This is a genomic window from Sphingobacterium spiritivorum, from assembly GCF_016724845.1.
GTDB lineage: Bacteria > Bacteroidota > Bacteroidia > Sphingobacteriales > Sphingobacteriaceae > Sphingobacterium > Sphingobacterium spiritivorum_A.
Genome location: NZ_CP068082.1, coordinates 1,019,934 through 1,033,597, shown reverse-complemented (window position 1 = coordinate 1,033,597; position 13,664 = coordinate 1,019,934). Strand labels below are relative to the sequence as shown.

The window sequence follows — 13,664 nt, the reverse complement described above, 5'->3', positions numbered from 1 at the left end:
AATGATTAGCATCATTATTTCCTGGAGTTAACGTTTAAAGGGTAAAATCTTTGTTTTTAAAGGTGGTGATTTACATTTGATCGAACAATAAGGTTTGCTATACTTGACGAAAATATGACCGGATAATATCTTGCCTTCCAATTGCATAAAGCAGCAATTTTGAGTAAGTTTGTACCCAAATTTACAGATATAATTATTGAAATTTCCATGACTAATAGAGAAATTCGCGAAGCATTTTTGAATTTTTTCAAAAGTAAAAACCACCAGATTGTCCCTTCAGCTCCTGTTGTTGTTAAAAATGACCCTACATTAATGTTTACAAATGCGGGAATGAATCAGTTTAAAGATTTTTTTCTGGGGGAAGCACAGCCTAAACATTCGCGTATAGCAGATACACAACGTTGTCTGCGAGTGTCAGGTAAGCATAATGATCTGGAAGAAGTCGGGATAGATACATATCACCATACTTTATTCGAGATGTTAGGTAACTGGAGTTTTGGTGATTATTTCAAAAAAGAAGCTATTGAATGGGCCTGGGAGCTGCTGACAGAAGTCTACAAACTGGATAAAGACCGTTTGTATGTTACCATTTTTGAAGGAGACGATTCTGAAGGATTGGTGAAAGATACGGAAGCCTATGATTTTTGGAAATCATGGATTTCAGAAGATCGTATTCTGTTAGGAAATAAAAAAGATAATTTCTGGGAAATGGGAGAGACAGGTCCTTGCGGACCATGTTCGGAGATTCATTATGATATGCGTACTGAAGAGGAACGCAGAACAACTCCCGGACAAAGTCTGGTGAATGCAGATCATCCTCAGGTTATCGAAATCTGGAATCTGGTATTCATGCAGTTTAACCGTCTGAAAAACGGTAGTCTGGAATCTCTTCCAGCCAAGCATGTGGATACAGGAATGGGATTCGAGCGTCTGGTAAGAGCTATTCAGGGAAAATCATCAAACTATGATACAGATGTTTTTCAGCCTATGATCACTTTTATTGCTCAAAAAGCCGGAATTCAATATGGTGCAGATGAAAAGACAGATATCGCTATGCGTGTACTGTCGGATCACATACGTGCTGTTAGTTTTGCTATAGCAGACGGGCAGCTGCCATCTAATAATAAAGCAGGATACGTTATCCGTCGGATTTTACGTCGTGCTGTGCGCTATGCGTATACCTTTCTCAATTTTAAAACCCCTTTTATCAACGAACTGGTTCCTTTGTTAGCTAAAGAATTTGAAGGGGTGTTTGATGAACTGATTCAGCAGCAGGATTTTGTACAAAAAGTTGTTCTGGAAGAAGAGGTTTCTTTCTTAAGGACTTTAGTGACAGGAGTGCAACGCTTTGAAACGTATGCAGAATCCAATACAGCTGTAGGCGGTGAATTTGCGTTTGAGCTATTTGATACTTACGGATTTCCGATAGATCTGACTGAATTGCTGGCGAGAGAGAAGGGGATGGAGGTTGATATGGCAGGTTTTCAGGAAGCTCTTCAAGTCCAGAAGGACAGATCCCGGGCTGCTACGGCAATTGATACTGGAGACTGGGTGGCTGTAAGTGAAGATGATCAGATTGAATTTGTAGGATATGATAATCTGAAAGCTACTACTGAAATTGTTAAATACAGAAAAGTAACCGCTAAAGGGAAAGAGCAATATCAACTTGTACTCAGTGTGACTCCATTTTATGCAGAAGGCGGCGGTCAGGTCGGAGATTCAGGAGTATTGCTATCTGAGTCTACCGGAGAAAAGATTTATATTACGGATACAAAAAAGGAAAATGGACTGATTGTTCATTTTACAAATACCCTTCCTGTGCAGATGGAAGGTACTTTTGAGGCGAAAGTCGATGTTCAGAAAAGACTGGATACCGAAAATAACCATTCTGCCACTCACTTATTGCATGCTGCATTGAAAGAAGTATTGGGTACACATGTGAATCAAAAGGGGTCTCTGGTAAATGCAGATATTCTCCGGTTTGATATTTCCCATTTTGCGAAAGTGACTGAAGAGGAACTGAAGCAGGTGGAAGATATTGTGAATGCTAAGATTCGGGAGAATATTCCATTGAAAGAGCAGCGTCATGTGCCATTCCAGCAGGCGCTGGATTCAGGTGTTACTGCTTTATTCGGAGAGAAGTATGGTGACTATGTGCGTGTCATCACTTTTGATGATCAGTTTTCAAAAGAATTATGCGGAGGTACGCATGTGAAAGCAACAGGACAAATCGGATTTTTTAAAATTATTTCCGAATCAGCTGTTGCTGCCGGTGTGCGTCGTATAGAGGCTATTACAGGAACTAAATGTGCGGCTGTAATCCGTGAGCATTTTGATCTTGTACACAGATTGGGAGAACTGTTACATAATCCAAAAGATTTTGTGTCCACACTTTCTAAGGTGATTGATGAGAATTCTGCACTGAAGAAAGAGATTGAAAAAAGCATAATTGAAAAGTCTTTAGCCTTAAAATCGGATCTTGAACAAAAGATCCAACAGATTAACGGCGTTAATTTTCTGGCGACACAGGTCGAATTACCAAATGCTGAAGCCTTGAAAACGCTGGCTTATGCACTCAAAGGTGCAGTTGATAATTTATTCCTGGTATTAGGTGCTGATTTTGAAGGAAAACCTAATCTGACTGTAGTCGTGTCAGATCAGCTGTCCAAAGAAAGAGGATTGAATGCCGGAACTATTGTCAGAGAACTGGCTAAAGAGATTAATGGAGGTGGGGGCGGTCAGCCGTTTTTTGCTACAGCAGGGGGTAAGAACCCGGAAGGATTACCTGCAGCAATTGCAAAAGCTAAAAATTACATACAATAATAAGGAGATAAGATATCATGAAAAGATCACTGTTTGCAGCCGTATTAAGCCTGATTATGATGGCATGTTCTAATAAAGAAGAATACACTGTTTCCGGACAAATTGAAAATCCGGGAAATATAAAGGTTGTTTCACTTTATGAAGGTGATCGGAAACTGGATTCTGTATATCTGAATGAGAATCATAAGTTTTCTTTTGTAAGACCGTCTGCACAGGCAAGGCTGCTTTCGCTGGAGGCTGGTAAAAAACGTTATTATATTATCGCTCAGCCCGGTGAAGAAGTAATACTCAAAGCTGACCTTCAAAAGGAACCTTACGAATATGAAGTAAGCGGCTCTGATCTCTCAGCAGCCATTAAGGAGTTTGCACCGGTCAGAATAAGGAGAGATGTTATTCAGGATTCTCTGCAGAATGAATTTGCTAAACGTACAGATAATCTCAATGCGGAACAGATCGAAAGTTTACGTGGGGAATATATGACTAAGTTTAAGGCGGCATTGCATTATTATAATGATCAGGCAATCGCCTTTAAGAATAAGCATCGGGATCTGGCGGGTTTTTATGCAATGAGCACACTGGATCCGGAGGTGGCCGAAGCCGAAATTATTGCTTATGCTGACGAGATTAAAGATGATTTTAAGGACAACGGATATGTGGAGCAGTTTAAACAGGAGACCGCAAAACTAAAAGTGCTGGCAATTGGTCAGCCTGCTCCTTTGTTTGAAGCGTATACGCCGCAAAATAAGTTAGTCAAATTAAGCGATTACAAAGGGAAGTATACTTTGGTGGATTTCTGGGCTTCATGGTGTGCTCCGTGCAGACAGGAAAATCCGAATATTGTAAAACAATATCATGCGTTTAAGGGGAAAGGATTTGATGTATTAGGTGTTTCTCTGGATAATAATCCAGGTCCGTGGATGCGTGCTATTGCTGATGACAAATTGGAATGGACAAATATTTCTGATCTTCAGGCATGGGGATCGGAGGTGGTAGGACTCTATCGCATCAAGGCTATACCTACTTCCTATATTGTCGATCCCACAGGAAATATTGCAGCTAAGAATCTGAGAGGCAAAGATCTTGAAGAATTTTTGAAGAAAACATTAAATTAGATTTGGTGTTATATTAATTAATATTGTGTTACTTAACAATTTAATAACACTGTATTAACGTTATATTGCCATTTAGTACATAATTTAGCAAAAAAACACGTATGAGCAGTGCAAAGCAAAAAATACTGGTGGTGGACGATGAACAAGACATTGTCGAATTAATCGCATACAATCTTAAACGGGAAGGCTATCAGGTGTTTACAGCTTCAAACGGTAAAGAGGCTATCGCACAGGCTAAGGAAGTGAATCCGGATCTTATTATTCTGGATGTTATGATGCCACAGATGGATGGTATAGAAGCTTGTCGTCTGATGCGCGCTATGCCTGAATTTAAGCATACTTTTATGGTTTTCCTGACTGCGAGAAGTGAGGAGTATTCAGAAATTGCCGGATTTCATGTCGGAGCTGATGATTATATCGCAAAACCGATCAAACCTCGTGCTTTGATGAGCAGAATCAATGCTATTCTGAGAAGAAATACTGCAGAAGATGAAATTCATGAAGGCAATCGTCTTGAAGTATCGGATCTGGTGATTGACCGTGACTCATTTCTTGCTTACAGAGGTACAGATAAAATTACACTTGCTAAGAAAGAATTTGAATTGTTGTATCTCCTGGCATCCAAACCTAACAAGGTGTTCACAAGAGAGCAGATCCTTAAAAGTATATGGGAAGATTCAGTTGTTGTTACAAACCGAACAATTGATGTTCATATCCGTAAGTTAAGAGAAAAAATCGGTGAGAATTATGTAGCCACCGTCAAAGGTGTAGGCTATAAATTCGAACTTGCATAATAAAACAAAGAAACCATCTGAATCAGATGGTTTCTTTGTTTTTGACCTTTATTTAGTCACTAAAGATTTTTTGGAGATCGTATATCGCCCTTTATCAGCTTGATTGACCTCTTTTATAAAATTGCTGAATTCTGCATATTTCTCAGCAGGATAAAGCCCTTCCTTAAGTTGTAGCTTTCTGTAGAAGTGAAGTTTGTCGTCCTTGACAGAGGTTTCAAATTCAAAAGTACCCATATCACAGGTTAACTTTTTGGTTTCAGGTTTTAGATTTCTGCTATACTCTTCCGGTAGTTCAAATGTAATCTCATCGATATCTGTATATCCTCTGTTTATATACAGGGGGTTGGCTCTGTTTTTTAAATCAGGTATGTTATTTTTTACATTAAACATATTCGGGTGGAGGATCATCTTGTCTCCGGAGTGAACTGCATAATTCTTTACAAAGATGGATAGATTCTCTTCCAGAGCTGGTGTATCCAGCTCCAGTTTGTTGTATTTGATCTGTTGAAAATAGATGTTATCGATATCATAATACTCACTTAATTCTTTGAGTTGTTCATTTCCAGTAAGGAACATTGCTCCAAAGTGATTGGAATACTGTGTTCCTGAAAATTGGGTTGACACACTACCGGTAATGGATCCGTCTTTATCTATTGTAAGTTGTGCTGTTCTTTTCTGCAGGTTATCGTTGTAAGGATATTTTGGAGTACGCAGCACTTTACCTCCTTCAGGTGTGACAGCTAATACCAGTCTGTCATCTGTAAAATCGCCCAGGTAACCGAAGGGCAATTTCTGACTGGTACATTCCAGCCATGTTGTGTCATTCGCAAAAGGAAGAGCCAGAATTATATGGTTTCCGTCAGAAACATTTGCAAAATCTATATCCACATCACTCTTGGTATTACCCGCTTCCACTATACAATAATAAGAGGGGATATTGACAATATTCAGCAGGCTCTGCATGTAGTTGACCAATGCTTTGCAATCACCATATCCTGTCTTATCTACTTCCTGTGCAGAGAAGGGTTGCAGCCCGCCTATACCTACCTGAATACTGATGTAACGGGTTTTGTTTTGCATGTACTGATAGAGGATTTTAGCTTTTTCCTGATCCGTTTTTGCATCCGCAGTCATACTTTTTACCTTTTGGACGGTTGCTTCGCTCAATTGCTGCTTCCCTGCCAGAAGGTCGGATGATACCCATTCCCCGAATTCTTTCCAATTCGTGAATGTTCCTTTCTTGTCATAGTAATTGAATCTTTCGGGAACTACTTTTACATTCGAAGTAGTCAGATACTTTGGCGGAGAGTAGATTTCTTTTTTACGTGCAGCAATATCAGCGACTTCCCAGGTCCATTTTTTGATGCCCTTGATCTCTTCTTCATTGGATTTGCCATTGAAGTGCTGGGTTTTGATTCTTATCTTTTCTGTTGCCGGACAGGAGAATGTAAACGTGCTTTTTTCTACAGAGACATCATCCGAATAGTTGTAATTCCAGGTTGGAATAGAAAGATTCTGTTTGTTCTTCAGTTCATAGGATATAACGACGGTGTACGGATAGTCTTGTATTGCAGGCAGAAAATGCTTGACACGGCTATCATTGTACATACTTACATTGTCACTGGCACTTTCATCTGCGAAATTTTTCTGATTAAATTCAGAAACAGGCAATCCAAATGCATTATAGACTTTACCTTTTATAGATTTGATTTCCGAACTTTTATCATAAAAGAGTACAGTACGTGCATATTCATCACCGGCTTTATTATATATGGTGATAGCTTTATTGACATTCACAATAACATTGTTGTCCGCTTTCATCTCGACATTCAGGTCATAATGGCGTATGGTTGCAGAAGCTCTGCTTTTGAGTGCGTCCGGAATGAGATCTATAGCATAATTTTGTGCAAATGACAGTGATGAAAGTACACTGCATATGGATATTAGTATATATTTTTTCATTAGTTTTTAGCGAAATTGTAATCGATTTTTTGTTGCTGAATAATGCGGGACATAAATTCCTTGAGGTGAAAATATTCTTCTACATTATATACAGGTTTAGTAAGATTTATGATTTGCTCAAAATTAAATTCGTTTGCCTGATAGGTCCCTTTATATACGAATTTGGCAGCGGCATCAGGTAAGGTCAGGGCTATATTTTTAGGTCCGTCCTGAAGCTTGTATCCTTCCGGAAATTTGATACGGTAGGTAAAGGTATCATAACGCGCAAAACCCAGGTCTACCGGATAATTTCGGTCAGATAGATTAAAAGGATTTTTGGTCAGTCTGTTTAAAAAGTTCGGGTTGAAGGTGATCCTTTTGTCATCAGATGCACTGTTCATTTTATATTCAATATCGTATTCTTCCCACAATGGATCTTCTATTGCCTCCAATCCTTCTATCTTAGAATTGAGAATGGTAATATTCGGAGTTTTTTCTTCAAATTTTTCCACATATTCTTCTACTGTATTGACTGCCTTTATTTCCATTCTTTTATTGTATGCTTCTGTTTCGAAACTGGAAATGATCAGTTTTCCTTTGAGTACTCCATTGGGCTGAAGTTCGCCTTCGAAATTGTAGTTTTTGCTGATACGCTGTACGGATTTGATCGGAATCCAATCGGAGGATTTTTTGGACAGAATAATCCGGCCTTCATCATTCATACATCTCAGGGGCAGGTGTCCGAATGGCATCATCGGTTCGGAAGCATCCAGCAGATAATCCACACCATCAATCGTTGTCCTGGCGATCACATAGTCAAAATAGGAAACAACAGGAAAGAGCTTATTGGGTACACCGTTATTACGGGTGGAAAGAATCACCGGATATGTCTCGATCTGAGCGGCATTTAATGCAGCAATAAGTCCCAGATTGATATCTCCGATATTCCCTGAATGTATTTCCAAAGCTTTTTTTATACCTTCCTCACTGTATTTACCATAGTATTTGTTCCATTTAATCTGCTTCTTTATATATTCATAAATATTACGGGCTTTCTCATACGTACTGAGCCTGGCAGGAGCGATCTCCGGTAATATATCTGTGAATAGTTCATCTTTTTTGAGCTGGCCTCCGAATTTTTTGTCTGATAACAACTCCCTGTCTACATCACTCCATTTTTTTGTAAAACTTTGTTTAGAACCATTCATATAGATGATGTCCGATAGTTCAAAATAAATGGCCGATCTGAAGTTGGAAGCGGCAGTCATATAGTCTTCCTCTATAAATGCCGGTATATTCTTCATGATAAAGGTCAGCTTGGAACAGTCCAGCCGCTGCCCGCTGAGTACAATACACTCTTTCATGATTTCGGCTTTACGATCGGTTAGCTGGAAAGGACCGCGTAAGAGGATATTATAGGTATAATTGGCCGGAATATAGCCGATATATATGCTGCTAACCTTAGGAATGTCATCCTGAAAATCCCAGTTTCTGAAATTGAAAGTGTGAGGAGACTTGAGAATATAAGTGACGTCAATAATAGAACCTTCCTTAATATTTGGGAGGGTGAATTTGGTTAGGGTGGTATACTTCGAATAGTCTTCTTTGAAAACTTTCTTATTGTCCATTTCGGTAGACGTGATGAGGCCGTTCTCAATATTATAGGTAATACCTTTTATATCCGTAATACGTTCTGAATTAGATCCGTCTTTATATCCGCGAATAGTGAAGTTGGCTTTCTGAAATCCTTCCTGATTCAGAATAAGAATTCTTACTTTATACTCATGGTGGACATATAACCTTCCCTCAATTTCATCCAGAACGAGATTGGTTTTGCCGATTTCTTCCAGTACGACAGCATTTGCTGTAGAATCCAGTTTTCTGATGTCAAAATTAAAGTCCTGAGCTTTAGGTTTGTCGAATATATATTGTTGAGCAGTAGCATCTGAAAATGCATAAAATGCCAGCAAAAATAGCAAAAGTAAGCGGCGCATGAATGATTATAAAAGTTAATACGGTTTCTGTTCACTAAGATAATGCTTTAATGTATTCAAAACTAATATTCATTAAAGAATAATGTACTTTAAAAATGTCTTTCTTCTCAACATATATTAGATATGGATAATTTATTATATTTGTTTTAAACCAAAGGGAGAATAAATGACTGAACTCAACATTAAAAACATGGTGTGTGACCGATGCATACATGTAGTCAAAGGAGAACTAAAAAAAATAGGTTACGAAACTGCTGATGTTGGTTTGGGGTATGTGAAAATAGATCAGAACCTGAATAAGGAAAGCAGGGAGAAGATTGGAAATCTTTTGAGTAGTTTTGGATTTGAGTTATTGGATTCAGATAAAGCCAAGATGATCGAACGCATCAAAAATTTGGTCATAAGCCGTATTCATCATACAGACGAACTGGATCTGAAAGTTAACTGGTCAACTTTATTGTCTACCCAACTGAACCATGATTATTCTTTCATCAGTTCGTTGTTTTCTTCTGTAGAGGGCATCACTCTCGAACAATATATTATCAGACAGAAAATAGAGCGAGTCAAAGAATTGCTGTTCTATGATGAGCTTTCACTCAAAGAGATTGCTTATAAGCTTGATTACAGCAGCGTACAGCATCTTTCCACGCAGTTTAAAAAAATTACAGGACAAACACCTACAGATTTTAAAATGAAAAGGGCAGACCGTCTGCCCCGTCAGGCCATTGATCAGATATAAATACTCTTATTTTCGCACAAAGGATTTTTCATAGATGTCGATCCACTCCTGTACACTGATTTTACCGGCAAGTTGACCTATGATTTCAAATGGTATTTTGTCCATTTTTTTGAATCGTACACAACCTTTTCCCATATCCGGTTTTGTGTTGTATAGAGACGTGTATGCTTCTCTGAACCAATCATAGATTTCGGAATCAGCATAGAGTCCCATATGGTATATGGCAATAAAGTTCTTTTGTGAAGCAATATTCATAAAGGGAAGAGGAAGTTTCGGGGTGCAATGATAACCGGCGGGATACAAGGTGTGAGGAACTACATATCCTATCATATTGTAACTTATGGTCTCTTCGAATCCTTCAGGTATATTTTTAAGAATATTCTCCCGAAGTGTGATTATAGGAGTTTTGCGCTCTGGGGGCACATTTTCAATATACTCTTCCACATTGTCTGCTTTGATAATCATATATTCATAAATTTAAGTTAGTCAGTCTGCAAAAATTTAATTCCCGAAAGCCTGAATATATTCCGCTCCCGTTTCAGCAATAGCTGATAGATGGGTTTGCTGTTGTTGGTAAGTGAGCTTTTGGAATAAAAGGTTACATAAAGATCAGCCTCATAATTGCGATCCTTCTTAATGGAAATCCGGTTTTCCTCCGTTTCATCCAGAGGGATGATCTGATGTTGCATGAGATTATTTAGAAATATCTTTCGTTTGACACGGGTAGGATCGTAAATATTCCTTTTTTCCAGTGTACATGATTGACATTTTATCGCTGCGGTAGTAAGTTTTTTTAAGGCATTGCGGTCTTTTGCATGAATAGCCATCTGAATATTTTTGATTGCATGTACCACTTCAGTATGCTCAAATCTAAACCCGTCATCTTTTGCCTGGGCAAAACAGCAGGTTAGTATTGAAATGCATAAAATGATGGTTAAGATGGCTTTATTCATATGCGATACTTTATATCAAAAATAGAATTTAAGATTGATAATCTAGTCTTAAAATAAGTTTTTGAAATATATTTCCCAATTATTCAGTTACTTAGCTTTCAGGTGTAAAATAATGTTTGACAAACAATAAAATCACCGTATATTTGTGCCACACAAAACAAAGGTGATACCTTTTCGGGGTGTAGCGTAGCCCGGTATCGCGCCACATTTGGGATGTGGAGGTCGTAGGTTCGAATCCTGCCACCCCGACAAAAGCCACTGATAATCAGTGGCTTTTTCTTTTTTCGGACACATTTCGGACAAATTATATCTGAATATTGATTATTCAATAACCTAAGCAAAGTTAAGTTAAGCTAGAAGAATAACCCTTCTTAAAGAATGATTGGAACATAATGCTTGTTTCTATAGAGCGTGAAAAGTTCATCTTATTCTTATAAAAAATCAAGAGGGCTAGGAGTCTTTTGCTTGTCTATGTCAGTGATATGAGTGTAGATCATAGTCGTTTTTATATTTTCATGACCCAATAACTCTTTTACAATTCGGATATCGATACCTGATTGGATTAAATGTGTGGCATAAGAATGTCGCAATGTATGTACAGAGCCTTCCGACTGAACATTTGCTTTGATCAATGCTTTTTTCAGAATCAACTGTACACTTCGTTCGCTATACTTGCCACCCCTCTCACCTTCGAAGAGGTACTCCTTTGGCTTGAATGCTTGATAATAATGTCTCAAAGTCGCCAGCAATTTGTCTGGTAATGATACAATCCGATCTTTATTACCTTTGCTTTGATGGATTCTGATAATTCCATCGGAAGATTTTATGTCTTTGATTTTGAGATTCAACAGTTCGCTAAGACGTAGTCCACAACTATAGATTGTCATCAGAATAGCCTTGTGTTTTAGATTTTGAGTGTTATCGAGAATATTTCTTACTTCTTCTTTTGAAAAGAATTTAGGTAATTTAGAAAATGATCGTTTCGGGTATAAGTAATCCAGTTGGATTTTTTTGTCCAATATCAGTTCGTACATCTTCTTGATTGCGCCCACTAATCCTTTTTGATAGGAAACACTAATTTTCCCATTTTGAACTTTTTCGTTTATAAACGCCTCAATATCTGACAGTGGAATTTCTTCAAGGGAGGGATATTTGCTAACATGTTTAAGAAATATACTAGCGTAATCCTTGTACGATCTAATGGTATTGCCAGCATATCTCTGCATCAGCAATCTCTTTTCGAAGGTTTCAAGTATGATTTCGCTATTCATATCAGGGAAATAGTATTTTATAATATTTTGTTTCGCTATTTGTGCGGTTTTATTTTTTAAATACAAATATATCAATATCTTATGTAGAAAGAAAAGTCAAATAACGAAACACGTATAGGGTTGGTTAAGCGAAATTTTCCGTATATTCGTTTCGTTAAAACAGATGTTGTTAGCAATCCGCTGCGCTCCTTGCTAACAATGGCTCGGCGACTTACGTCGCTTGCCGTAAGCCGCCGCTTCGCGGACTGCTTACAACAAGCGACTTGGCTAAATAGCTCCGCTTTTGTATCTTCGATACAGCTTCGCTACTTCGCCAAGTCGCCGAGCCATTGTACGACATAGTAAAACCGAACCAAACAAAATGAAAGTCAGAGAAGAAAAGTTAAGAACAATTATAGAATGGTCGGAGAAAAACGAAGATGTAAGAGTTCTTCTTCTGACAAGTTCACTTGTAAATCCTTTAGCACTTGTTGACGAATTTAGTGATTTAGACATTGAATTTGTTTTTGAGGATAATACAAATTACATTTCAGACAAAAGCTGGACGCTTAAATTCGGAAATCCAATTGCTATGATTGAAGAAGACGAAAGTTGTTTTAACCATAAACACGCAATGAAAATGCTACTTTATGAAGACGGTGTGAAAGTAGATTTTAAACTTTACAGCAAATCAAAATTTATAAAGGAAACGCAAGAGAAAGAATTACCAGAAGATTGGGATATTGGTTATAAAATTTTAATTGATAAAGATGGTATTACAAAGCAAATGCTGAAACCAACTTATCAAATTTCCATTATCAAAAAACCGTCTGAAAAAGAGTTTCAAAATCTAATAAACGATTTTTGGTGGGACACAACTTACGTGGCAAAGTGTCTTGTGAGAGATGAAATATTCTATGCGAAATTTATGTCGGAAACCGTTATTCGCACAGAATATTTAATTCCTTTAATTGAATGGCACATTGCAAGTGAACACAATTGGAACATAACGACCAATAAATATGGACGGCTTTTCAAAAAGTATCTTAACCAGGAAATGTGGGCTAAAACAGAACAAACATTTTCAGGGAGCGATATAAAGGAAAATTGGACTGCTCTATTTTCAATGACTGATTTAGTTTCAGAAATAGGAACTGAATTGTCAAAAAAATTAGAGTACAAATACCCGGATAAATTAGAAAATGACATACGAAAATATTTAGCTGGACTAAAACCCAAAACATAACTACGTTGTACAACATCGTATTGGCAATAGGCGGGCTGAACGGCTTCGTATCAACGGAAGTGCAAAATTCAACTTCTGTTCTTCGATTAAAGTTCAGTGCTAAAAATCCCGCCCATCGCCAATACGCGGCACGTTAGCGGTCAGGCCAAAATAGCTTTATAATATAGAACAAGAGAACATCCCCGAAAAATGAAAACATTACAATTTAAACGAGCCAAACCAAACGATTCAGAACTTTTATCAGAAACCGCATTTAAGTCTAAGAAAATTTGGAACTATTCAGATGAACAGATGAATTTATGGACAAACGAATTGACAATAACAGATTCCTATATTAAAAGAAATAAAGTTTTTAAAATATTCGATAGCAAAAATTTTTTAGGTTTTTGCTCTCTTGTCTATAAGGAAAAACATATTGAAATAGACCACTTTTGGCTTTTACCTGAAAATATTGGGAAGGAATATGGGAAAAAAACTTTTGATTTCATCAAAGAAACAGCTAAAGAAAGCAGCTCGAATATTATAAGAGTTTATGCGGAACCTAATTCTAACGGTTTTTATAGAAAAATGGGTGGAAAAATAATCCAAAGAAAAGAGAGTAAAATAAAAGGACGATTTTTAAATGTCTATGAATTTGAAGTTTAAACAAAATAAAAGCCCGAACCGCTAACAAACAGTTTGCCGCAAGGGCGGTTATGGTTTAAAATTCAACGGTCGGTTTTCTTTGTACGCAAAAACCATTTATTAAACTTTTTGATTAAATTTAAAGCTTAAAAATGGTTTTTGCTCGGGTCGGTTCTGAAATCGAAGTT

11 protein-coding genes and 1 tRNA gene are annotated in these 13,664 nt (G+C 37.5%); 7 read left to right on the top strand and 5 right to left on the bottom strand.

The features are described from left to right. The first annotated feature begins 207 nt into the window (after positions 1-207). The 3 genes from alaS to I6J03_RS04290 all read left to right on the top strand — a co-directional run bounded on the left by alaS (position 208) and on the right by I6J03_RS04290 (position 4,729). Positions 208-2,823 (top strand): alanine--tRNA ligase, encoded by a 2,616-nt coding sequence (alaS, locus tag I6J03_RS04300; protein ID WP_201694163.1) that lies wholly within the window; start codon positions 208-210, stop codon positions 2,821-2,823. Positions 2,824-2,840: 17 nt separating this feature from the next. Then, entirely contained in the window at positions 2,841-3,935 is a 1,095-nt protein-coding gene (locus I6J03_RS04295) for a TlpA disulfide reductase family protein (RefSeq protein ID WP_003012552.1), read from the top strand. A gap of 101 nt (positions 3,936-4,036) precedes the next feature. Next, positions 4,037-4,729 carry a response regulator transcription factor gene (locus tag I6J03_RS04290; protein WP_003012554.1) on the top strand — a complete coding sequence of 231 codons (693 nt, stop codon included), beginning with the start codon at positions 4,037-4,039 and terminating at the stop codon, positions 4,727-4,729. A 48-nt stretch (positions 4,730-4,777) separates the two neighbouring features. Here the strand turns inward: I6J03_RS04290 and I6J03_RS04285 are convergent, their stop codons facing one another. Both I6J03_RS04285 and I6J03_RS04280 read right to left on the bottom strand, forming a co-directional pair. Next, on the bottom strand, positions 4,778-6,691 hold the full coding sequence (locus tag I6J03_RS04285; RefSeq protein ID WP_003012556.1) for a DUF3857 domain-containing protein: 1,914 nt from the start codon (positions 6,689-6,691) through the stop codon (positions 4,778-4,780). After that, complete coding sequence (locus I6J03_RS04280; RefSeq protein ID WP_003012557.1) at positions 6,691-8,664, bottom strand: hypothetical protein; 1,974 nt, start codon at positions 8,662-8,664, stop codon at positions 6,691-6,693. Before I6J03_RS04280 ends, I6J03_RS04285 begins: the two co-directional genes overlap by 1 nt. A gap of 166 nt (positions 8,665-8,830) precedes the next feature. Between I6J03_RS04280 and I6J03_RS04275 the strand changes: the two genes are divergently transcribed. After that, positions 8,831-9,403: a helix-turn-helix domain-containing protein gene (locus tag I6J03_RS04275; RefSeq protein ID WP_201694161.1), complete on the top strand. Its 573-nt coding sequence runs from the start codon at positions 8,831-8,833 to the stop codon at positions 9,401-9,403. A gap of 6 nt (positions 9,404-9,409) precedes the next feature. Here I6J03_RS04275 and I6J03_RS04270 read toward each other — a convergent pair whose 3' ends face one another. Both I6J03_RS04270 and I6J03_RS04265 read right to left on the bottom strand, forming a co-directional pair. Next, complete coding sequence (locus tag I6J03_RS04270; RefSeq protein ID WP_003012562.1) at positions 9,410-9,868, bottom strand: DUF1801 domain-containing protein; 459 nt, start codon at positions 9,866-9,868, stop codon at positions 9,410-9,412. A gap of 17 nt (positions 9,869-9,885) precedes the next feature. Next, complete coding sequence (locus I6J03_RS04265) at positions 9,886-10,356, bottom strand: thioredoxin,-like protein (RefSeq protein WP_201694160.1); 471 nt, start codon at positions 10,354-10,356, stop codon at positions 9,886-9,888. 175 nt (positions 10,357-10,531) lie between these two features. Between I6J03_RS04265 and I6J03_RS04260 the strand changes: the two genes are divergently transcribed. Further along, positions 10,532-10,605, top strand: a tRNA-Pro gene (locus I6J03_RS04260). A 182-nt stretch (positions 10,606-10,787) separates the two neighbouring features. Here I6J03_RS04260 and I6J03_RS04255 read toward each other — a convergent pair. Next, the gene (locus tag I6J03_RS04255) at positions 10,788-11,627 is read right to left on the bottom strand and encodes a tyrosine-type recombinase/integrase (RefSeq protein ID WP_039990626.1); all 840 of its coding nucleotides are present in this window, start codon (positions 11,625-11,627) and stop codon (positions 10,788-10,790) included. A gap of 361 nt (positions 11,628-11,988) precedes the next feature. Here I6J03_RS04255 and I6J03_RS04250 point away from each other — a divergent pair, with 361 nt between their 5' ends. Then, a complete protein-coding gene (locus I6J03_RS04250; RefSeq protein WP_003013318.1) occupies positions 11,989-12,852 on the top strand; it encodes an aminoglycoside 6-adenylyltransferase AadS in 864 nt (287 codons plus the stop codon). Positions 12,853-13,041: 189 nt separating this feature from the next. Further along, entirely contained in the window at positions 13,042-13,497 is a 456-nt protein-coding gene (locus tag I6J03_RS04245) for a GNAT family N-acetyltransferase (protein WP_003013292.1), read from the top strand. Positions 13,498-13,664: the final 167 nt, after the last annotated feature.